The following is a 20,883-nucleotide window of genomic DNA, read 5'->3' on the forward strand; positions in this document are numbered from 1 at the left end:
ACAGCGGGAGCCGTTCCATCGGCTGACTGCCCGAAATCGGGCAGGATTCTTGCGAAAGCGTCGTCCGTACTCCAGGATCTACCGGGTGCACGACGAACTTGTCGATCATCTGACGCGGTCCTCGCCCCTCAACCGGGGCGAGGCGCTTCGCGTGATCCAGGACGTGCTCGCCTACTTCGACGAGACGACCGAGGACTACGTCCGTCGCCGCCATCGCGAACTGCAGGCCCAGGGCCTGGTGAACGCGACGATCTTCGAACGGATCGAGGCGGACCTCAAATACCGGGCGGTGGCACCGCCGGAGCTCACGCTCAGGCAGTTGCGCCGCATCGTCTACGGCTAGGAATACCTGTATATGTGCGGAATCGTCGGATACATCGGGAAGCGTGACGTGGCGCCCCTGCTGCTCGAGGGCCTGCAGCGCCTGGAGTACCGCGGCTACGACTCGGCGGGCATCGTCGTCACCTCCCCGAAGACGGCCGGCCTGAAGAGCGTCAAGGCCAAGGGCCGGGTCCGCGACCTGGAGGCCAAGGTCCCGGCCCGCTTCAAGGGCACGACCGGCATCGCCCACACCCGCTGGGCCACCCACGGCGCCCCCTCCGACGTGAACGCCCACCCGCACCTGGACGCCGAGGGCAAGGTCGCCGTCGTCCACAACGGCATCATCGACAACGCCTCCGACCTGCGCCGCAAGCTGGAGGCGGACGGCGTCGAGTTCCTCTCCGAGACCGACACCGAGGTCCTCGTCCACCTCATCGCCCGCTCCAAGGCGCCCAAGCTGGAGGACAAGGTCCGCGAGACGCTGCGCGTCATCGAGGGCACGTACGGCATCGCCGTGATGCACGCCGACTTCAACGACCGTATCGTCGTCGCCCGCAACGGCTCCCCGGTCGTCCTCGGCATCGGCGAGAAGGAGATGTTCGTCGCCTCGGACATCGCCGCGCTGGTCGCCCACACGCGGCAGATAGTGACGCTGGACGACGGCGAGATGGCGACGCTGAAGGCCGACGACTTCCGCACGTACACGACGGAGGGCACCCGCACCACGGCCGAGCCCACCACCGTCGAGTGGGAGGCCGCCTCCTACGACATGGGCGGCCACGACACCTACATGCACAAGGAGATCCACGAGCAGGCCGACGCCGTGGACCGCGTGCTGCGCGGCCGCATCGACGACCGCTTCTCCACCGTGCACCTCGGCGGCCTCAACCTGGACGCCCGGGAGGCCCGCCAGATCCGCCGCGTGAAGATCCTCGGCTGCGGCACCTCGTACCACGCGGGCATGATCGGCGCCCAGATGATCGAGGAGCTGGCCCGCATCCCCGCGGACGCCGAGCCGGCCTCGGAGTTCCGCTACCGCAACGCGGTGGTGGACCCCGACACCCTCTACGTGGCGGTCTCCCAGTCGGGTGAGACCTACGACGTCCTGGCCGCCGTCCAGGAGCTGAAGCGCAAGGGCGCGCGGGTCTTCGGCATCGTGAACGTGGTCGGCTCGGCGATCGCCCGCGAGGCGGACGCCGGCATCTACGTGCACGCGGGCCCCGAGGTCTGCGTGGTCTCGACGAAGTGCTTCACGAACACGACGGTGGCCTTCGCGCTGCTCGCCCTGCACCTGGGCCGCACCCGGGACCTCTCCGTCCGCGACGGCAAGCGGATCATCGAGGGCCTGCGCAGGCTGCCCGCCCAGATCGCCGAGATCATGGAGCAGGAGGCGGAGATCGAGAGGCTGGCCAAGCTGTACGCCGACGCCCGCTCGATGCTCTTCATCGGCCGCGTCCGGGGCTACCCGGTCGCCCGCGAGGCCTCCCTCAAGCTCAAGGAGGTCTCCTACATCCACGCCGAGGCCTACCCCGCCTCCGAGCTCAAGCACGGCCCGCTGGCCCTGATCGAGCCCGCCCTCCCCACGGTCGCGATCGTCCCCGACGACGACCTGCTGGAGAAGAACCGCGCCGCCATGGAGGAGATCAAGGCCCGCAGCGGCAAGATCCTCGCGGTGGCCCACCAGCACCAGGAGAAGGCGGACCAGACGATCGTCGTCCCGAAGAACGAGGACGAACTGGACCCCATCCTGATGGGCATCCCGCTCCAACTCCTCGCCTACCACACGGCGTTGGCCCTGGGCCGGGACATCGACAAGCCCCGCAACCTCGCGAAGTCCGTGACGGTCGAGTAGCCGCCCCTGGGGCGGGCCACCACCTATGGCCTGCCCCAGTAGAGAAAGGCGAGTCGGCCCGATGCATGACCGTCGTGTACTGGGCGTCGGACTCGGGCTGACCGGCCTCCTCGCCGCCGCACCACCGGCGGCGTCCCTACCCGCGCCCACCGCGCAGCCCCTGCGCCGGGGCCCCTGCCCCGCCGCCGAGAAGGAGCTGAACGAGGCGGGCGCGCGGTGCGCCGAGGTCACCGTCCCTTCGAAACTGATCCAGCGTCAGGAGTACGACACCGCTCTCGCGTCCGTCGTCCACGACCTGTCCGCCGCCGCGACAACAACGTCCCGTATGCCGGGGCTCTCGCGCTCCATCGCCGGCTCACCGGATCCCAGCACGGAGCGGCTGCCCGACCGTGGCGTCCTGTGCTGAGCCCGGAAAGACCTCCGGAAAACGCTTCAGCCGGTGACTTCGTCCGTGAAGTCACCGGCTGAATGCTCAGGGTGAGTGACGGGACTCGAACCCGCGGCATCCTGGACCACAACCAGGTGCTCTACCAGCTGAGCTACACCCACCATGACCGGCGATTCGGAAGGTGGTCTTCCCGACCGGCCGAGAAAAAGTGTACAGGGTCCGAAGGGGTGCTCGCGCACGGCTTTCGCGGCGCCCCTGCGCGACCCCCCTCACACACCTACTGAGCAGGCAGAACGTGCTTCGCGGCGATCGACTTCGCGGTGTCGGAGTCCGGGCCCGGATGGGGCACGAAGATGCACTCGCGGTAGTAGCGCAGTTCCGCGATGGACTCGCGGATGTCGGCGAGGGCGCGGTGGTTGCCGTTCTTCTCGGGGCTGTTGAAGTAGGCCCGCGGATACCAGCGGCGCGCCAGCTCCTTGATCGAGGAGACATCGACGATCCGGTAGTGGAGGTAGTCCTCCAGCGTCGGCATGTCGCGCAGCAGGAAGCCGCGGTCGGTACCGACGGAGTTGCCGCACAGCGGCGCCTTGCCGGCCTCCTTGACGTGCTCGCGGACATAGCCGAGGACCTGCTCCTCGGCGTCCTGGAGTGTCGTGCCGCCGGCGAGTTCGGCCAGCAGCCCGGACGCGGTGTGCATCTGACGCACCACCTCCGGCATCGTCTCCAGCGCCCCCTCCGGCGGGCGGATGACGATGTCCACGCCCTCGCCGAGGACGTTCAGCTCGGAGTCGGTGACGAGGGCGGCAACCTCGATGAGCGCGTCGTCGGACAGCGAGAGGCCGGTCATCTCGCAGTCGATCCACACCATGCGATCGTTCATGCGACCACCCTACGGCTGACGTCCGCGTACGGCGTGCCCCGCGTCGGCGAACGCCGGACGGGCCGGGCCCGCCCGTCCGGCGTCACGCGAGGTCAGGACCCGCTGCGCTGGCCCGGCAGGCTGGCCCGGCTCGCCGCATAAGCCTCGCGGCCGTTGTCCGACGGCACCGACAGGGGTGCGGAGCCGCCCAGTGCCGGGGTGCGGCGGGCCTGCAGCGGGACCGGTCCGCCCTCCGGGTACGGGGTGGGCGGTGGGCCCTGCGGCGCCGGGCCCTGACCGACGGCTGCCTCCGGGTCCGCCGGCTTGTCGCCCTGCGGGCGCCGGGCCCGGTACGCCGCCCGGTACGCGGCCGGCGACGAGCCGAGCTGGCGCCGGAAGTGCCCGCGCAGCGCCACCGGCGAACGGAAGCCGCAGCGGCCCGCGACCTCGTCCACCGAGTAGTCGGACGTCTCCAGCAGCCGCTGCGCCTGCAGCACCCGCTGGGTGATCAGCCACTGCAGCGGGGCGCTGCCCGTCAGCGAGCGGAAGCGGCGGTCGAAGGTGCGGCGGCTCATGTACGCGCGTGCCGCCAGCGTCTCGACGTCGAACTGCTCGTGCAGATGCTCCAGCGCCCAGGCGACGACCTCCGCGAGCGGGTCGGCGCCGATCTCCTCCGGTAAAGAGCGGTCCAGGTAGCGTTCCTGGCCTCCGCTTCGGCGTGGCGGTACGACAAGGCGCCTCGCCAGCGCGCCCGCCGCCTCGTTGCCGTGGTCGGTCCGGACGATGTGGAGGCAGAGGTCGATGCCGGCTGCCGTACCGGCCGACGTCAGCACATCGCCGTCGTCCACGAACAGCTCTCGCGGATCCACGTGCACCGACGGATAGCGCTTGGCCAGCGTCGGTGCGTACATCCAGTGTGTCGTCGCGGGACGGCCGTCCAGCAGGCCCGCCGCGGCGAGGACGAAGGCGCCGGTGCACAGCCCGACGATGCGGGCGCCCTCCTCGTGCGCCCGGCGCAGCGCGTCGAGCGCCTCCTCCGGTGGCGGCGAGGTGATCGAACGCCAGGCCGGCACGACGACCGTGCCCGCCCGGGAGATCGCCTCCAGGCCATGCGGTGCCGAGAGTTCCAGGCCCCCTGTGGTCCGCAGTGGGCCTTCCTCGCCGCCGCACACCAGCAGGCGGTAGCGCGGTACGCCGGCGTCCTGGCGGTCTATCCCGAACACCGACAGCGGTATGGAACTCTCGAAGATGGGGCCGCCGCTGAACAGCAGCACCGCGACGATCTCCTTGCGGCGTCGCCCGGAAAGCTTCCGGGCCGCGGCTTCCGGCGCGGCAGTGGAGTCGTGGCTCATACTGCTAAGCCCCCCTCGGTGGTCGCGGCTCCTCGGTTGTGTCGCTCCTGCACGTTTCCCCTCGGTCCTGCACGAGTCCCCCGCCGTAGACAGTCAAGATCGAATCTACTGTGTCGCGTCGCGCCTCAGTGGCCGGTTCGGCATTCGGCACATTGTCGACTTGGCAACTTGGCGTGAAGCATTCGATCACGAAGCGTTGCACTCGCGGGCCGTGCAGGGAAGTGCGCCTTGTCGCAGTGGCCAATCCACGTAGGGTGCACAGCCCCCTTGAGGCCCTTTCCGTGCAGGTGGAACGGGGGTTGGGGGGTGTTCTGGGCGGGGGATGCATGCACGCCAGAAGTTGGCTGAAAACCAGCGTGCCCGTGCGCGGAAACCGGTCAGCCGACCGGTGTATTTCCCCCAGTGTGACGTCCGCCTCTATGGGCCCCGGTTCCCGTCCTGTGATGGCGTCCGCGACGACGCGGCGACGGACCGTGCCGCTCCTCCTGCCGCAGCCGGGTCGCGCCGCGCTCCGACTGGCGCAGCAGCAAACGGCAGACGGCCGTCACGGCCGCGAGCCCGAGGGCGGTGCCGGCGGCGCCGGCGAGCGAGGTGCCGTACCAGAGGAGGACCACGGGGACCAGGACGCAACTGAAGGCCGCCCAGCGGACCACATCGGTGGCGCTGTCCTCGGAGGGGGTATGGGGTCCGGACATGTGGGTGCGTGCTCCTGGGCTCCCTGGGCGGTGGCTCGTGGTGATCAACGCGGAGTCGAGCGGTCGGTCACTGCCCCGCGGCCGACCGTCCGGCCGGTGGACGCGAGTGGATCCCGCGCGAACCGCCTGTACACCGCAGCAACCATTGCGTTACGGGCCTTGCTCGTGCATGCTCCCTGGAACCCGCAGCGCCCGAGAGCGGGTATCTGGGCTAAGGAGGCGTGCCGCCGTACCCTTGGGGTATGGGGTTGGGAAGACCATTCCCGGACACAGCTCCGCCGCACATGTCCCACCCATATAAGGATCAATACGCCGAGACAGCCATGGCCGGTCACGAATTCTTCGAACCAGCGGACCGCAAGCGGCCCGTCGCCGATCCCACGGCGGCCGAGCCCCTGGCGGCGGACGAGCCACGCCACTCCTGCGATCCCGCCTTCAAGCACGGCGTCGTCGTCGGCTTCGACGGCTCCACCTCCAGCGAGCGCGCCCTGGCGTACGCCATCGGCATGGCCCATCGCTCCGGGTCGGGCCTGATCATCGTCCATGTCGCCAACCGGCTGCCCACCACGGTGTGGGCGGGCTGCGAGCCGCCGGTCTTCGTCGACGTACCGGACCACCGCACAGAGGTGCTCGGCCTCGAACTCGCCTGCGCGGACTATCTCGCCGAGGTGCCCTGGATCCTCGTCGAGCGCGGCGGCGACATCTGCCACGAACTCGAAGAGGTCGGACAGGAGTACGAGGCGGACGCGATCGTCGTCGGCTCCACCCAGGGCATCGTCGGACGGATCTTCGGGTCCGTCGCGGGACGGCTCGCCAAGCGCGCCAAGCGTCCCGTCGTTGTCATCCCGTAACTCGCCGTTGCCCCAGGTGAGATGAGCCGTCCAGAACGGCGCCCCCTTTCTGCACCGCGTGAAACTACTCACGCGTAGAGGTGTTTGTGCCTTTGTGAAGGGCATATATCGCACACCGCACAACTGCACATGCATGAAGGGAGCCCGCCGTGGACAACGACGTCTCCGCGGGAAGCGGAATCACCTCCGTGGTCGGCCGACTCGCCCTCGGTGTCACCCTGTTGGCCTTCGGGCTGGGGTACACCGAAGTCATCGACGGCGTGTCAGCCGCTGACGCCGTATCAATCGCCCAGTACGTGGGCGGCATCGCCCTCTTCGTCGCCGGACTGATGGCCTTCCGCGACCGTGACGGCGCGAACGGGACCGCCTTCGTCGCGCTCGGCGCGCTCTGGTTCACCTGGGCCGTCGCGGCCGACAGCCAGGTGTCCGCCAATGCCGCGGGGCTCTTCCTGCTGCTGTTCGCCCTCGTGGCGCTGTCCCTCACCCTCGCCGGTGGCGACCAGCTCGGCCAGGGCATGCACGGGCTGTTCTTCGTCGGCCTGCTGCTCATGGCGATCGCCAACTTCGCCGACAACGACTCACTCACCAAGGTGGGCGGCTGGTTCGCCGTGGCGGCGGGCGCGGTGGCCTGGTACTCCGCGACCGCGGCGCTGGCCCACTGGCCGACCGCACTTCCTCGACGCGCCGCCGGCCGGGGAGTGACGGCCACCGGTTAGCTGCGCAGGCCGGGGGGTTGGGCGGCTCCCCGGCGATGAGAACGGACCCCCCGTGAGTGGTGGCATCACGTGGGGGTCCGTCTTCGTTGTTCGGCCTGTGCGGGTATGTGGGGGCCGGTCGCGCCCGCGCGGCGGAGCCGAACATCGACACAGCCCCGCGCCCCTAGGGGGTTGCTCAACCGTCCAAGGCATGGGTACCCGGCGCGCAGCTCTCCCTCAGGTCGGCGAACTCCTCCGCCGACAGCCTGCTCGCGGAGCCCCGGCGGCTGTGGTCGAGCAGGGCCGATCCGGTGCTCAGCCACTGCGGTTGGGGGGCCACCCCGATGAACTCGGCCAGGCGGGTGAGTTCTTCTGCCGGCCTGTCGAGCAGGTCCTCGTAGGCGAGCGTGGTGCCCTGACCGGAGGGCAGCCCGGCGAGGAACTGCGCGCCCTCCGTGACCAGTTCGGACCACAGCGCGCCGAACCTGCGCAGGGGCAGGTCACGGTCGCGTACGAGGGCCGGGTCGAAGCGGTCGTCGAGCAGGGGCGCGAGGTCCGGGGGCAGGGCGCGTACGTGCTCCTCGGTCAGGTCGCCGAAACTCTCGATGCCGGCCCGCTCCTTGATCTCGCGCAACAGCGTGATCGCGCGGTAGCCGGGGTGGCGGCTCATGGACAGGGCGCAGTCCGGTCCGTCCCTGAACATGTGCACGAACCTCGCCTCCGGGAACGTATCCCGCAGCCCCGGTGCCCAGCCTGTCGAGTAGCCGGAGCGCTCCACGACGGCGGTCCTCGCGAAGCGGCCGCACAGCAGGCCGAACAACGCCCGGTGGTGCTCGGCGGCGGTGCGCTCGGGCCACTGGACGACTGCCGCGGCGAGGTCGTCGAGGAACCCGTCCGGGTCGTCGGTGAGGTGCGGCAGCACCATCAGGGAGAGCGCGGGGATACCGGTGGTCTGGGCCGAGTACCGGCCGGGGCGACGGGTGTAGAGGAACTCCGGCAGCGGCAGCCCGCTGCGGATCATCCGCTCGAAGTGCGGGGCGGGCCGGTAGAGGGTCTGCCAGAACTCCTCGCCGGACACCTTCCCCGCGGGGAACGCCGCGTCGCCCACGGAGGCCATGTACTCGTTGAGGCTCAGTACGTCCGGGTGGGCGTTGAGGATGCGCGACAGCGCGGTCGATCCGCTGCGTCCCGTACCGATGACGAAGGTCAAGGAACGCATGGGTCTTCCTCCGCGTCGTCCGTCGGCCCTCCGTGCGCGGGGGCCGTCTGCTGTGCGTGCTGTCCAACATCGATCTGGGTCACGGTCATGGCGACCACCTCCAAGTCGGCGATGCTGATGACTGGCATGCATCGCCGACATGCAGGTCCGCCCTCAGGACGAAGCCCTGATCACCAGCTCCGTCGCCAGCACCACCTGCGCCCGCTCCAGCCCCCGCGACACCGCCGGACGCCGGTCCGCGATCTCGCCCAGGAGGAGGTCGATCATGCGGCGGCCCATCTCCTCGATGGGCTGGCGGACGGACGTCAGCGGCGGGTCCATGTGGCGGGCGATGGCGGAGTCGTCGTAGCCGACCAGGGCGACGTCGTCGGGGATCCGGCGGCCCGCCTCGCGCAGCGCCTGGCGGGCGCCCGCCGCCGTGACGTCCGACGCCGCGAAGACCGCGTCCAGGTCGGGGGCGCGCTCCAGCAACGCCCGCATCGCCCGCGCGCCGCCCTCCTCGGTGAAGTCGCCGGGCTCGATCAGCCGCTCGTCCACCTGGTGCCCGGCGTCCTCCAGGGCGGCGCGGTAGCCGTCGACGCGGCGCTGGGCGCCGTAGACGTCGAGGCGGCCGGTGATGTGGGCGATGCGCCCGCTGCCGCGGGCCACCAGGTGCTCCACCGCCGACCTCGCGCCGCCGTAGTTGTCCGAGTCGACCGAGGTCAGGGTCTCCGCCGCCGATCTCGGGCCGCTGATCACCGCGGGGATCTCGAGCTGGGCCAGCAGGTCGGGCAGCGGGTCGTCCGCGTGGACCGAGACCAGCAGGACACCGTCGACACGGTGTGCCGCCAGGTACTGGGCCAGCCGGCGGCGCTCCTTGTCGCTGCCCGCGAAGGTCAGCAGGAGCTGCATCTCGGTGTCGGCGATCTCGGCGCCGACACCCCGGAGCATGTCCGAGAAGTACGGCTCCGCGAAGAACCGCGTCTCCGGCTCGGGCACGACCAGCGCGATGGCGTCCGTACGGTTGGCCGCCAGGGCACGGGCGGCCGTGTTGGGGACATAGCCGAGTTCCGCGACCGCCGCCTGAACCGCCGCGCGGGTCGCGTCACTGACCCGGGGCGAGCCGTTGATCACCCGGGAGACGGTGCCCCGTCCCACGCCCGCGCGGGCCGCCACCTCTTCGAGGGTGGGCCGGCCACCGCTCCGCCCCCTCGCTCCGTGGCTTGCCATGGGCCCCGCCTTCCCGCCGATCCGTACGCCGGCCTGGAATCTAACAGTCCCGCCTGCTGCAATGACCGCCCCAGGGGGCCGCCGCTCCCGAGTCCAGTTAACGGCCCGATAACTGAACGCATCCTTCCGCGCCCCCGCCCTTGACACCCCCGCTCCGACCGACGAACCTTCAACACATCACATGTGGGAGCGCTCCCACAGTACCTGACACATACACATCCCGCACACGTTCCCCGCCCGAGCCGCAGCGTGAAGAATGAACGGGCCCAACAGTGCAGTTGGCCGGGGGGTCGGCACGTCAGGCAACAGGAGGACGCAATGCGCACGAGTACCCGCGGGTCCCGCAGGCTGATGGCCCTCGCGGCCACGGCCGCGCTGACGACAGGGCTGCTCGCCGGCTGCGCCGAGGACTCGGACGACGGCTCATCGAACGAGGGCGGAGGCAGCGGCGGCGGCAAGATCACCCTCACCGTCGGCACCTTCGGCACCTTCGGCTACAAGCAGGCCGGCCTCTACGACGAGTACATGAAGGCCAACCCGGACATCACCATCAAGGAGAACGTCACCACCAAGACCGACGTCTACTGGCCCAAGGTCCTCACCCGCCTGCAGGCCGGCGCCGGCACCGACGACATCCAGGCGATCGAGGTCGGCAACATCACCGAGGCCGTGCAGACGCAGGGCGACAAGTTCGTCGACCTCGGCAAGGAGGTCGACAAGTCCCAGTGGCTGGACTGGAAGAACACCCAGGCCACCACCAAGGACGGCAAGCTGATCGGCCTCGGCACCGACATCGGCCCGATGGCCGTCTGCTACCGCAAGGACCTGTTCCAGAAGGCCGGCCTGGAGACCGACCGCACCAAGCTCGCCGAGCGGTGGAAGGGCGACTGGGGCAAGTACGTCGACCTCGGCAAGGAGTACATGAAGAACGCGCCGAGCGGCACCAAGTTCGTGGACTCCGCCTCCTCCGTCTACAGCGCGGTCCTCAACGGTGCGAGCGAGCGGTACTACGACAAGGACGGCAACGTCGTCTGGGACAAGTCCGCGGGCGTGAAGAAGGCGTGGGACGCCGCCATGGAGGTGGCGACGAGCGACATGTCGGCGAAGCTGAAGCAGTTCGAGAAGCCGTGGGACCAGGGCTACGCCAACGCGACCTTCGCCACGGTGGCCTGCCCGGCCTGGATGATCGGCTACATCCTGGAGCAGTCCGGTGACGCGGGCAAGGGCAAGTGGGACGTGGCGGCGGCGCCGACCGCGGGCAACTGGGGTGGTTCGTTCATCGGCGTGCCGACGGCGAGCAAGCACCAGAAGGAGGCCATCGCGCTGGCGAAGTGGCTGACCGCGCCCGAGCAGCAGGCGAAGGTCTTCGCCAAGCAGGCGAGCTTCCCGTCGGCCCCGTCGGCGTACTCGAGCCTGAAGCCGGCGGCCGCCACGACCGAGTACTTCTCGAACGCGCCGATCACCGAGATCTTCTCCGCCTCGGCCGAGACCATCCCGACCCAGTACTTCGGCGTCAAGGACCAGCCGATCGACACCGCGCTGAAGGACATCGGCATCGTCCAGGTCGAGCAGAAGGGCAAGAGCCCTGAGGAGGGCTGGGACGCGGCCACCGAGGAGATCAAGGACGTGCTCGGCCAGTGACCAGCTCCAAGCAGGCCCTCGCGCATTCCGCGTCGAGCGCCGACGCCGCGCCCGGTGACCAGCCGGGCGCGGCCGGCCGCGCGCACGGTCGCGGTACGCCGCCTGAGCCGGGCCGGGGTTCCTGGCGCAGCCGGCTGTACCGCTGGGACATGAAGGCGTCCCCGTACGCGTTCATCTCCCCCTTCTTCATCGTGTTCGGCGCGTTCTCGCTGGTCCCGCTGCTGTACACGGCCTGGTACTCGCTGCACAGCGTGCAGTTGTCCGACCTGGACGGCCAGTCCTGGGCCGGGCTGAAGAACTACGAGAACCTGCTGTCCTCGGACTTCTTCTGGAACTCGCTGTGGGTCACCTTCACCATCGGCGTGATCTCCACGGTGCCGCAGTTGCTGATGGCGATCGGCCTGGCCCATCTGCTCAACTACAAGCTGCGCGGCTCGACCGTGTGGCGGGTCGTGATGCTCACCCCGTACGCCACCTCGGTGGCGGCGGCGACCCTGGTGTTCGTGCTGCTGTACTCCTGGGACGGCGGCATGATCAACTGGATCCTCGACTTCTTCGGCATCGACCCGGTCAACTGGCGTGAGTCCGACTGGGGCTCGAAGTTCGCCGTGTCGACGATCGTGATCTGGCGCTGGACCGGCTACAACGCGCTGATCTACCTCGCCGCCATGCAGGCCATCCCGGCCGATCTGTACGAGTCGGCGGCCATCGACGGCGCCAACCGCTGGCAGCAGTTCCTCCATGTGACGGTCCCGCAGCTGCGGCCGACGATCCTGTTCACGGTGGTCGTCTCCACGATCGGCGCGACCCAGCTCTTCGGCGAGCCCCTGCTGTTCGGCGGGATCAGCGGCTCCAAGGGCGGCTCGGACCACCAGTTCCAGACGCTCGGCCTGTACATGTACGACCAGGGCTGGATCATCGGCAACCTCGGCAAGGCGTCCGCGATCGCCTGGTCGATGTTCCTGATCCTGCTGATCGTCGCCGCGATCAATCTGCTGATCACCCGACGGCTGAGGAAGTCCCAATGACAGCGACCGAACTGACTCCGCCCCAGGCAGGGAAGAAGCCGCCCCGGCGGGAGCGGACGCGTGTGATGGGCGCGGGCAAGCAGCTGCACGCCGGCCCGGTCACCTACGTCGTGCTGACCCTGTTCGCGCTGGTCTCGCTGGCCCCGCTGGTGTGGACGGCGATCGCGGCCTCGCGCACCAACACCCGGCTGGCGCAGACCCCGCCGCCGCTGTGGTTCGGCGGCAACCTGTTCAAGAACCTTCAGACCGCGTGGGAGGAGGCCGGGCTCGGCACCGCGATGGTCAACACGACGATCGTCGCGGGCACGATCACGGTCGCCACGGTGCTGTTCTCCACGCTCGCCGGGTTCGCCTTCGCCAAGCTGCGGTTCAAGTTCTCGAACGTTCTGCTGCTGCTGACGATCGGCACGATGATGGTGCCGCCGCAGCTGGCCGTCGTGCCGCTGTACCTGTGGATGGCGGACCTCGGCTGGTCCAACCAGTTGCAGACGGTCGTCCTGCCGACGCTGGTGACCGCCTTCGGTGTGTTCTTCATGCGGCAGTACCTGGTGCAGGCGCTGCCGACCGAGCTGATCGAGGCGGCGCGGGTGGACGGCGCGAGCAGTCTGCGGGTCGTCTGGCACGTGGTGTTCCCCGCGGCCCGGCCCGCGATGGCCGTCCTCGGCCTGCTGACCTTCGTGTTCGCCTGGAACGACTTCCTGTGGCCGATCATCGCCCTGAACCAGGAGAACCCGACCGTGCAGGTCGCGCTCAACTCGCTCGGCACCGGCTATGTCCCCGACCAGTCGGTGATCATGGCGGGGGCCCTGCTCGGCACCCTGCCGCTGCTGATCGCCTTCCTGCTGTTCGGCAAGCAGATCGTGGGCGGCATCATGCAGGGCGCGATCAAGGGCTGACGCCCCACCGCCTCTCCTCTGCCTTTCTCCGCCGTACGTCCTCGGGGGCCGGGTCACCGCCGCCTCGGCCCCCGCTTTCCTCTCTCCCCAACCCACCCGTACCCGTCGGTCTCCACGACCCCAATGGGAGCGCTTCCATGCCACCTGAGTCCCTGTCCCCCGTGTCCTTTCCCCCCGCCTTCCTCTGGGGCGCCGCGACCTCCGCGTACCAGATCGAGGGAGCGGTGCGGGAGGGCGGCCGCACCCCCTCCATCTGGGACACCTTCAGCCATACGCCGGGCAGGACGGCCGGCGGCGAGCACGGTGACATCGCTGTCGACCACTACCACCGCTACCGCGAGGACGTCGCGATGATGGCCGACCTCGGCCTGAACGCGTACCGCTTCTCCATCTCCTGGTCGCGTGTCCAGCCGACCGGCCGGGGCCCGGCGGTGCAGGTGGGCCTGGACTTCTACCGCCGCCTGGTCGACGAGCTGCTCGCCGCGGGGATCAAGCCCGCCGTCACCCTCTACCACTGGGACCTGCCGCAGGAGCTGGAGGACGCGGGCGGCTGGCCGGAGCGGGACACGGCGTACCGGTTCGCCGAGTACGCGCAGATCGTCGGCGAGGCGCTCGGCGACCGGGTGGAGCAGTGGATCACGCTCAACGAGCCGTGGTGCAGCGCGTTCCTCGGCTACGGCTCGGGCGTGCACGCGCCGGGCCGCACCGAGCCGGCGGCCACCCTGCGGGCCGCCCACCACCTGAACCTGGCCCACGGCCTGGGCACCTCGGCCCTGCGCTCGGTGATGCCGGCCCGCAACTCGGTGGCGCTGAGCCTCAACTCCTGCCCGGTGCGGCCGCTCTCGCAGGACGCCGCGGACCTGGCGGCGGCCCGGAAGATCGACGACCTGGCCAACGGGGTCTTCCACGGCCCGATCCTGCACGGCGCGTATCCGGAGACGCTGTACGCGGCGACGGAGCTGGTGACGGACTGGTCGTACGTCCTGGACGGCGACCTGGCCGCGATCAACCAGCCGCTCGACGCCCTGGGGCTGAACTACTACACCCCGACGCTGGTCTCGTCGACCAATACCGAGCTGTCCGGCCCGCGCGCCGACGGTCACGGGGCGAGCGAGCACTCGCCGTGGCCCGGCGCGGACGACGTGATGTTCCACCAGACGCCGGGCGAGCGCACGGAGATGGGCTGGAGCATCGACCCGACCGGCCTGCACGAGCTGATCATGCGCTACAGCCGCGAGGCCCCGGGCCTGCCGCTGTACATCACCGAGAACGGCGCGGCCTACGACGACAAGCCCGACCCCGACGGCCGCGTCCACGACCCCGAGCGCATCGCCTACCTGCACGGCCACCTCTCCGAGGTCCGCCGCGCCATCTCCGACGGCGCCGACGTGCGGGGCTACTACCTGTGGTCCCTGATGGACAACTTCGAGTGGGCGTACGGCTACGAGAAGCGGTTCGGCGCGGTGTACGTCGACTACGCGACCCTCGAGCGGACGCCGAAGTCGAGTGCGTATTGGTATGGGAAGGCTGCTCGGACGGGGGCGTTGCCGGGGGTGGATGAGGGGGTCTAAGGAGCCGGCGGATCGGGCCGGGGCGGGGCGCGGCATGCGGAGGGGAGGTGCCGCGCCCCGGTGCGGGAGGTGTCAGGGGCGGCCCGCGGCTCCGCGCAGCCCGTCTGTGATCGCCCGTCCGGTCACCGCGGCGGTGAGGTACGGCCGGACGTCATGCGCCTTGGCACCGTTGTGGACCAGGACGTCGGACACCCGGTCTCCGAAGTGCGGGGCCAGTTCCTTGGCGAGAGCCACGACATCGCCCCGGTCCGCGATGTTGCTCCACCGGCTCACCGGGGCCGGCCACCGACCGCGTCCCTGTGCGGGTTTCGGCAGCAGACGGTCGAAGACGAGGCGCGGTACCGCGAGCGGAGAGCCGAGGGTGACGAGTTTGAGGTCGGGCCAGTCCGGGCGGCCGCACAGCGTCTCGTAGGCCACCACGGTGCCGAGCGAATGGGCCACGATCACTTCCGTGCGCTCGGTCACCGCGGAGGCGAACCGCTCCCTGATCTGCTCGCGCAGCTCCGGCTCGGTGAAGTAGCGGCGGACCTGTCGCACGCTGTAGATCATCAACCGTTCGCTCAGCCCGGCGAAGAAGGCGGAGTGGCTCAGCGCGTTGAGTGCCCGCTGCACGACGTCCGGGGTGCGCATGCGCGCGGCTGCCTCGGGTCCCGGAACCCGGCTCTCCGCACTCGCGGCCGTCTCCCACCACTGGAGAAGCAGTTCGCGTTCCAGGCCCTCCTCGACGTCACCGGCGTCGAGTTCGGGAATGCCGAGCCCTCGATGGCCGGCGGGGCGGAACACGTCGCCGTAGAACGCCATGGCCACCTCGCCCGGGTCCAGCCCGGGCCCGCCGGCCAGGGCGACGCCGTCGCTCAGCGCGGGGTACCAGTCGGCGAGCAGCGTCCGGGCGCCCCTGAACTGCTGGGCGATGCCGTGGACGAGAACGACACGAGTCACGACGCGTTCCCCCGTTCGCTGTCGGACTTCGTCAGATGGATGCCGAGCACGACAGCGCCCATGTACGTCGCCACGCAGACCCGGTCCCCGCCGACCGCGACATCCGCGACGCTGCTGCCGATGTCGAGCTCGGCCGACCAGGTGGGGGACTCCATGTCCCACACCCGCACGACGCCGTAGCCGTCGGCCGCGATCAGTGCCTGCGCGCCGTGGATGTCCGCCACCCTGAGGGCACGGACGGCCGACGGGAAGGGCTCCAGTTCGACGCCGACGTCGGTTCCGTCCGCGGGGTCCCAGAAGTGCAGTCGCCCGTCACCCGCGCCGGAGACCACGATGTCGCGGTCCAGGTGGGCGAAGTCCACGCTGTACGCGCCGCCGCCGTGGCCACCCAGAGGTTCCGAGTACGGCTCGCCCGTGCGCAGGTTCCACAGCCGGACGGTGCCGTCACCCGAAGCGCTGGCGACGAGATCGACACCTCCGAGCCTGCCCGCCCGTAGGCCGAGCACCAGGGCCGTGTGACCGGTCATCGGCGGACATATGGGCGACTGGGTGCGCAGATCCCAGGCGTGCAGCACGTGGTCGGCGTCGGCGCTCACCACGACGGGCCTGCCGTCCAGGGCGTACACGCACACCCGCATGGACGAGCCCGACCGTCGGCCCAGCCGTAGCCGGGGTTCCAGAGCCCACGCCTCGGCGTGCGTCCAGCCGCTGCGGACGACGACCGGTTCGCCGTCCACGTGGCCACTGGTCGCGTCGTACACCGTGCCGAAGGCCGATGCGATGTGGGCAGCGGTCTGCAGCCCGTCGCCGAGTCCGTGGAATCGCACCGTTCCGTCGACGCTCGCTGTGACCACGGTGTGGCCACCGGCGGCGGTGCTGACCACATCCACCGAGACCAAGGAGTGATCCGTACCGCACAGCGCTTCTCCGACAGGCTGCATGACGGTCAGGTCCCAGACCCGCACCTCGCGCGAGGTGGCGGTGATGGCCACGGGCACGCCGTCCACCCTCCCCAGCACCGGAGCCGGAGGGTCCTCCGTGCCGCCCAGCCTGTTCATGCCGTCCAGCGGAGGACCCAGGGTGGTGCCGGTGTCCAGGTCCCAGACACGCGCCGTGTCGTCGAGTGCGGCCGACGCCACCAGGGTGGTCGTGCCGACACGCGCCAGTGTCCCCGTCACGATGTAGTTCGTGTGGCCGGGGAGAGGGGCGCCGACGGCGGCATGCGTGGCGATGTCGTGGACGTACAGGCCGTTGCCCTCACGGGTGGAGAGGACGACCGGACGGCTGTCGTGGAAGGCCACGCCCACGGCCCTCGCGGTCGGTGTCAGGTCCTCGATGTCGAAGTGCGCGGTGGGTCCGCTCGTCCGGCCCGAGCCGCTGCCGTCCACCCGCCATACATAGGCGTGGTCGAGCGAGGTGGCGATGGCGATCTCCAGGTGCTGGGGGGTGGAGCGGATCGCCAAGTGGCGTACGGCGCCGATGTGGCCCGCCAGCGGGGGCACGACCTCAGCGCCACCGCGGGCGGACCAGATCCGGACCGTGCCGTCCTCTCCCCCGCTGACCACGACCGGCGCGTCCGCAAGCGTGCCGAGTGCCACGCAGCGAACGAGGTTGGTGTGCCCCCGCAGCGGCGGGCCCAGCGCTTCGCCCCGCTGTGCGTCCCAGAGCCGTACGGTGCTGTCGGCGCCGCCGGTGGCGGCCAGCAGACGCCCGCCGATCTCGCCCATGGCCACGGCACGCACCTGGCCGCGATGGCCCTCCATGGGTGGCCCGGCCTGCTGACGGGTGCGCAGGTCCCACAGCCGGGCCGACCCGTCGTTCCCGCCCGTGACTGCCAGGGGACGTCCCCGTACGTCCCGGAAGGCCACCGAGAGCACCTGGCCCGTGTGGCCGTCCACCGGCTGGTCGCTCGACAGGTCCCAGATGCGCGCGGTGCGGTCGTCGCCGACTGTGACGGCCAGCGACGCGTCCCCTCGATCGGTGAGCGCGGCCGCGGTGATGTCGTGCACGTGCCCGCGCAACGGAGGGCAGAGCTGACGAAGCGTCTGCAGGTCCCACAGCCGGGCGTCGTGCACCCCGGTGGTCAGGGCCACGGGACGGCCGTGGAAGTGACCGGTCACGGCCGAGGCGACTCCGCTGCGCGCGAAGTAGCGGTGAGCCGCCACCTGTTCGCCGATCTGGCGGCGCTCGGCCACGTCCCAGAGGCTGAGCATGCCGGCCTTGTCGCCGACCAGCGCGACCGTGCGGCCGTCCAACCGGCCCAGGCAAACGGCCGTGACCGCCTCTGCCGGGCCGAGCAGCGGGCTGCCGTCGATACGGGGGTCGCCTCCGGTGGGCAGGTCGCTCAGGTCCCAGACGTAGACCGCCTTGTCCTCGCCACCGGTGACCGCGATCGGGCGGCCGTCGAGCTCGCCCAGAGCGGCGTCGAGAACAGTGCGCTTGTGTATGGCCAGGTCGCAGCCGAGCTGTCTCCTGTCGACCAGGTCCCAGATGCGCGCGGTGCCGTCCTGGCTGGCCGTCAGGACGACGGGACGGCCGTCGAGGGCACCGATCCGCATGGCTTCGATCCGGTTGGTGTGCCCCCGCAGCGGCTGCCCGTACTCCTGACCGGCCGAGAGGTCCCAGACTCGCACCGTGCCGTCGACGCCACCGGTCAGCGCGACGGTGTAGTCCTCCATGTCCCCGATGGCGATCGCGCTCACGGCGATGCCGACCGGTAGCGGTTCGCCGATCTGCCGCTGCGTGGTGAGGTCCCAGATCCGCGCGGTTCGGTCCAGACCGCCGGTCACCGCGATGGGCCGCCCGTCGAGATCGCCGACGGCCACACAGGTGACGCCCTTCGTGTGCCCGCTGAGCAGCCGGTGCGCACCGCTCGCCGACCACCAGGCCCAGCGTGCGGTCCAGGGCAGCTCCACACCGAGCCGGCCGATGCGGTCCGCGAGTTCGTCGGCCTCACAACGGCGCGCCGAGAGCTGCAGATCGGCCGCCCTGCCACCGAGCGAGCGGTCGGCCGTCAGCCGATGCGCCACCTGCTCGTACGTGGTCCGCACCCGCCTGGCGCGTTCCCCCTCGATGGAGGCGAGCGCGCGTAACAGGCTGAGCGGTTCACTGGCCAACAGGAACCCCGGGTCGTCCACGAGATCGACGAGAACGCCCGCCGCATCGGCGTGCGTTGCCAGGTGCCGACGGACATAGGGCGGCGCGGCGAACCAGTCGGGCCGGTCGCCGCCGGACACCCGGGGAACGACGCCCACCAGGGCATCGACGACGGTTCCCTGGATCTCTGCGGCCGGTCGGCCGAACGTGGCCCGCAGATGCTCCGCCAGCGCCTTGTGGTAGAGCCGGTACACCGAACGCCGGTCGTCGTCGATGACCTCGGCGACATAAGCCCCGGCGACGTCCAGAAGCCAGGAGACGTCCTGTTCCGTGCACTGCGTGCCGGAGAACACGGAGCTGAGCGTGGTCCACACATGCCCCCGGGGAAGACCCTTGCCCTCGGAGAAGGCGAGGGGGAGCAGCATGCGGCGCACCCGCGGCTCGTCCGGACCGAACCTGGCCAGATAGTCGTCGAACGCCTCGCCCACCTCGCTGGGCAGCGCCCGTTCCCACCCGGCGCGGGACACGTCCACGACAGAGCAGTCGGATCTCAGGGTGCGGGCCGTCGTCCTGGCGTAGAGGTAGACACCGTCGGCTCGGGCGGCCACTCCCCTGGCCACGGTTTCGGCGAGGTGCGGGAAACCCCGGTACGGGGTGCGGACCTCCGGTTCTTCGGACGCCAGCAGCACCTTGGTGACGTATCCGGTGACGTCCTGCTCGTCGGCGCAGTAGGCGGGGAGGTCGAGATCGAGGCAGGTGAACGTGGGGCCCAGGGGTGCCACCAGTTCACGGCGGGTGCCGACCAGCAGGCGCACCCCGTGGATCTCCGACATCGGGCGCAGCAGTTCGCGGGTGATGCGGCGCGGCTCCCCGTGCCCGCCGGCGTCGGCGGCGGTGTCCGATCCCGCCTCGTCGACGGCGTCGACGACGATGACGACCGGTGCTCCCCGGCGGCCCCGGCGAGTGAGTTCCTGGAGCAGCGCCGCCGTGCCGTCCGCCTCGACGTCGAGGAAGGCCGCGATCCGTTCGACGACCTCCTCCAGCCGTTTGTGACGCGCGTGCACGGCGGCGGTGACACAGCCTTCGGGGATCACGGTGGCGGGATCGACATCCGACAGCTCGAACCGCGCACGGTACTGGGCGTCCGACAGGGCGACGATCCTGCCCAGCACCGCCGACTTGCCGCATCCGGGGCTTCCGGTGACGACCCGTCCCCTACTGTCGCCGTCCTCGGCGGTGAGCCACTGCACGAGTTCGGTCAGTACCCGCACCCGTCCGCTGAAGTAGAGCCCCTGCTCGGACTCGAACTCCACGCCTCGGGAACGAGGGCCGAAGTGCTCGATCAGATCCCGGGCGGCCACCCGGCGCTGCACTTCGAGGTCGGTACCGACCGGCGGCAGTTCCTCGCGGAAGCCGGGGTTGGGCAGAAAGGGGGCCAGGCCCGTGACCAGGCTGCCCGCAAGTTCGGCGCGTTGGCCCCGTCCCTCACCGTCGAAGCACTCGTTGACCGCCTTGACGAGCTCCGTCAGGTCCAGGTACTGCTGCCGCTGTCCGGTACGGCCCGTCACGATCTCCACGGACGTGCGCAGAGCGCACACGAAGGCACCGTCCTCGGCGATGTCCTTGCGGCGGGCGGAGGCCAGGAACCACAGTCCGCCGGACGCGCCTGCGCCCCCGTGCCGGTAGGCGATCGACTGCAGGGCCACCCCGGCCGCCTCCGCGCTTCCCGCACCGGCCGCGCACGTGTCAAGGACGAGAAGAAGGTGCCGGAGATCCCCGCGGCACAGGATCCGCACCAGGTCCTCGGTGGCGAGGGCTGTGGTGGCCGGATCGTCCTCCTGGGAGTCCCAGCAGAGGAGGTAGTGCCGGTCGTGGTCCTGCACGAGCCCGTGTCCCGCGAAATACACGACCACCACGTCGTCGTGGGTCAGTGAGGTGTCCGCCGACCAGTGCCGCAGCTTCTGCCGTATCTGTTCGGCTCCGTCGTACTCCCCGAGTCCCGGCAGCACCCCCTGGTACCCGAAGCCCTCGAAGAGTTCGGTCATCAGGGAGACGTCCGTGGGAACGTGGCGCAGTTGTTCTTCGTCCGGGAGATGGCAGTACCGACCGCTGCCCAAGGCCATGAAGAATCGCCGCTCCACGCTCAGCCCCACCACCCTGCCCAACTGCCTTACGGTGAACGGTACGAGATGATCGCAACCCGTGTCAGGACTGGCAATGATGCGTACACGCGCCCCGGCCGGATGGGGGGGGAAGACCGGCCGGGGCGCG

At 70.3% G+C, this 20,883-nt stretch carries 16 protein-coding genes and 1 tRNA gene; 9 read left to right on the forward strand and 8 right to left on the reverse strand.

All coding sequences use genetic code 11. The annotated features are described in order from the left end of the window. Positions 1-85 precede the first annotated feature (85 nt). From ACP4J3_RS04110 to ACP4J3_RS04120, 3 genes are all read left to right on the forward strand, one after another. Complete coding sequence (locus ACP4J3_RS04110; protein WP_426530459.1) at positions 86-343, forward strand: hypothetical protein; 258 nt, start codon at positions 86-88, stop codon at positions 341-343. A gap of 12 nt (positions 344-355) precedes the next feature. Further along, positions 356-2,173: a glutamine--fructose-6-phosphate transaminase (isomerizing) gene (gene glmS / locus ACP4J3_RS04115; protein WP_426530461.1), complete on the forward strand. Its 1,818-nt coding sequence runs from the start codon at positions 356-358 to the stop codon at positions 2,171-2,173. A 61-nt stretch (positions 2,174-2,234) separates the two neighbouring features. After that, positions 2,235-2,579, forward strand: coding sequence for a hypothetical protein (locus ACP4J3_RS04120; RefSeq protein ID WP_426530463.1), 345 nt, complete (start codon positions 2,235-2,237; stop codon positions 2,577-2,579). A gap of 70 nt (positions 2,580-2,649) precedes the next feature. On the opposite strand, the gene ACP4J3_RS04125 is transcribed toward ACP4J3_RS04120, so the two are convergent. From ACP4J3_RS04125 to ACP4J3_RS04140, 4 genes are all read right to left on the reverse strand, one after another. Next, positions 2,650-2,722: transfer RNA gene (locus tag ACP4J3_RS04125), tRNA-His, on the reverse strand. Between the two features lie 116 nt (positions 2,723-2,838). After that, the gene (orn, locus tag ACP4J3_RS04130; RefSeq protein ID WP_426530465.1) at positions 2,839-3,441 is read right to left on the reverse strand and encodes an oligoribonuclease; all 603 of its coding nucleotides are present in this window, start codon (positions 3,439-3,441) and stop codon (positions 2,839-2,841) included. A gap of 92 nt (positions 3,442-3,533) precedes the next feature. Next, positions 3,534-4,772, reverse strand: coding sequence for a helix-turn-helix domain-containing protein (locus ACP4J3_RS04135; RefSeq protein WP_426530467.1), 1,239 nt, complete (start codon positions 4,770-4,772; stop codon positions 3,534-3,536). Between the two features lie 377 nt (positions 4,773-5,149). Beyond that, entirely contained in the window at positions 5,150-5,467 is a 318-nt protein-coding gene (locus ACP4J3_RS04140; protein ID WP_426530469.1) for a hypothetical protein, read from the reverse strand. A gap of 323 nt (positions 5,468-5,790) precedes the next feature. On the opposite strand from ACP4J3_RS04140, the gene ACP4J3_RS04145 reads away from it, so the two are divergent. Continuing rightward, positions 5,791-6,318, forward strand: coding sequence for a universal stress protein (locus ACP4J3_RS04145; RefSeq protein ID WP_426530471.1), 528 nt, complete (start codon positions 5,791-5,793; stop codon positions 6,316-6,318). A gap of 149 nt (positions 6,319-6,467) precedes the next feature. Further along, entirely contained in the window at positions 6,468-7,034 is a 567-nt protein-coding gene (locus ACP4J3_RS04150; protein ID WP_426530473.1) for a GPR1/FUN34/YaaH family transporter, read from the forward strand. 175 nt (positions 7,035-7,209) lie between these two features. On the opposite strand, the gene ACP4J3_RS04155 is transcribed toward ACP4J3_RS04150, so the two are convergent. Continuing rightward, on the reverse strand, positions 7,210-8,232 hold the full coding sequence (locus ACP4J3_RS04155; protein ID WP_426530475.1) for a sulfotransferase: 1,023 nt from the start codon (positions 8,230-8,232) through the stop codon (positions 7,210-7,212). 153 nt (positions 8,233-8,385) lie between these two features. Next, positions 8,386-9,441 carry a LacI family DNA-binding transcriptional regulator gene (locus ACP4J3_RS04160; protein ID WP_426530477.1) on the reverse strand — a complete coding sequence of 352 codons (1,056 nt, stop codon included), beginning with the start codon at positions 9,439-9,441 and terminating at the stop codon, positions 8,386-8,388. A 318-nt stretch (positions 9,442-9,759) separates the two neighbouring features. Here ACP4J3_RS04160 and ACP4J3_RS04165 point away from each other — a divergent pair, with 318 nt between their 5' ends. The 4 genes from ACP4J3_RS04165 to ACP4J3_RS04180 all read left to right on the forward strand — a co-directional run bounded on the left by ACP4J3_RS04165 (position 9,760) and on the right by ACP4J3_RS04180 (position 14,577). Next, the gene (locus tag ACP4J3_RS04165; RefSeq protein ID WP_426530479.1) at positions 9,760-11,082 is read left to right on the forward strand and encodes an extracellular solute-binding protein; all 1,323 of its coding nucleotides are present in this window, start codon (positions 9,760-9,762) and stop codon (positions 11,080-11,082) included. Continuing rightward, positions 11,079-12,110, forward strand: coding sequence for a carbohydrate ABC transporter permease (locus tag ACP4J3_RS04170; protein WP_426530481.1), 1,032 nt, complete (start codon positions 11,079-11,081; stop codon positions 12,108-12,110). The genes ACP4J3_RS04165 and ACP4J3_RS04170 overlap by 4 nt, the downstream gene beginning before the upstream one ends. Then, complete coding sequence (locus ACP4J3_RS04175) at positions 12,107-13,006, forward strand: carbohydrate ABC transporter permease (RefSeq protein ID WP_426530483.1); 900 nt, start codon at positions 12,107-12,109, stop codon at positions 13,004-13,006. The genes ACP4J3_RS04170 and ACP4J3_RS04175 overlap by 4 nt, the downstream gene beginning before the upstream one ends. Positions 13,007-13,143: 137 nt before the next feature. Continuing rightward, on the forward strand, positions 13,144-14,577 hold the full coding sequence (locus ACP4J3_RS04180) for a GH1 family beta-glucosidase (RefSeq protein WP_426530485.1): 1,434 nt from the start codon (positions 13,144-13,146) through the stop codon (positions 14,575-14,577). 72 nt (positions 14,578-14,649) lie between these two features. Here ACP4J3_RS04180 and ACP4J3_RS04185 read toward each other — a convergent pair whose 3' ends face one another. Both ACP4J3_RS04185 and ACP4J3_RS04190 read right to left on the reverse strand, forming a co-directional pair. Next, on the reverse strand, positions 14,650-15,516 hold the full coding sequence (locus tag ACP4J3_RS04185; RefSeq protein WP_426530487.1) for a hypothetical protein: 867 nt from the start codon (positions 15,514-15,516) through the stop codon (positions 14,650-14,652). Then, positions 15,513-20,768 (reverse strand): caspase family protein, encoded by a 5,256-nt coding sequence (locus ACP4J3_RS04190; protein ID WP_426530913.1) that lies wholly within the window; start codon positions 20,766-20,768, stop codon positions 15,513-15,515. Before ACP4J3_RS04190 ends, ACP4J3_RS04185 begins: the two co-directional genes overlap by 4 nt. Positions 20,769-20,883: the final 115 nt, after the last annotated feature.

It is taken from the genome of Streptomyces sp. UG1 (assembly GCF_049974585.1).
GTDB lineage: Bacteria > Actinomycetota > Actinomycetes > Streptomycetales > Streptomycetaceae > Streptomyces.

Coding starts and splice junctions, on each gene's coding strand:
- glmS (WP_426530461.1), top strand. CDS start 356: ATGTGCGGAATCGTCGGATACATCGGGAAGCGTGACGTGGCGCCCCTG.
- ACP4J3_RS04120 (WP_426530463.1), top strand. CDS start 2,235: ATGCATGACCGTCGTGTACTGGGCGTCGGACTCGGGCTGACCGGCCTC.
- orn (WP_426530465.1), bottom strand. CDS start 3,441: ATGAACGATCGCATGGTGTGGATCGACTGCGAGATGACCGGCCTCTCG.
- ACP4J3_RS04135 (WP_426530467.1), bottom strand. CDS start 4,772: ATGAGCCACGACTCCACTGCCGCGCCGGAAGCCGCGGCCCGGAAGCTT.
- ACP4J3_RS04140 (WP_426530469.1), bottom strand. CDS start 5,467: ATGTCCGGACCCCATACCCCCTCCGAGGACAGCGCCACCGATGTGGTC.
- ACP4J3_RS04145 (WP_426530471.1), top strand. CDS start 5,791: ATGGCCGGTCACGAATTCTTCGAACCAGCGGACCGCAAGCGGCCCGTC.
- ACP4J3_RS04155 (WP_426530475.1), bottom strand. CDS start 8,232: ATGCGTTCCTTGACCTTCGTCATCGGTACGGGACGCAGCGGATCGACC.
- ACP4J3_RS04160 (WP_426530477.1), bottom strand. CDS start 9,441: ATGGCAAGCCACGGAGCGAGGGGGCGGAGCGGTGGCCGGCCCACCCTC.
- ACP4J3_RS04165 (WP_426530479.1), top strand. CDS start 9,760: ATGCGCACGAGTACCCGCGGGTCCCGCAGGCTGATGGCCCTCGCGGCC.
- ACP4J3_RS04175 (WP_426530483.1), top strand. CDS start 12,107: ATGACAGCGACCGAACTGACTCCGCCCCAGGCAGGGAAGAAGCCGCCC.
- ACP4J3_RS04180 (WP_426530485.1), top strand. CDS start 13,144: ATGCCACCTGAGTCCCTGTCCCCCGTGTCCTTTCCCCCCGCCTTCCTC.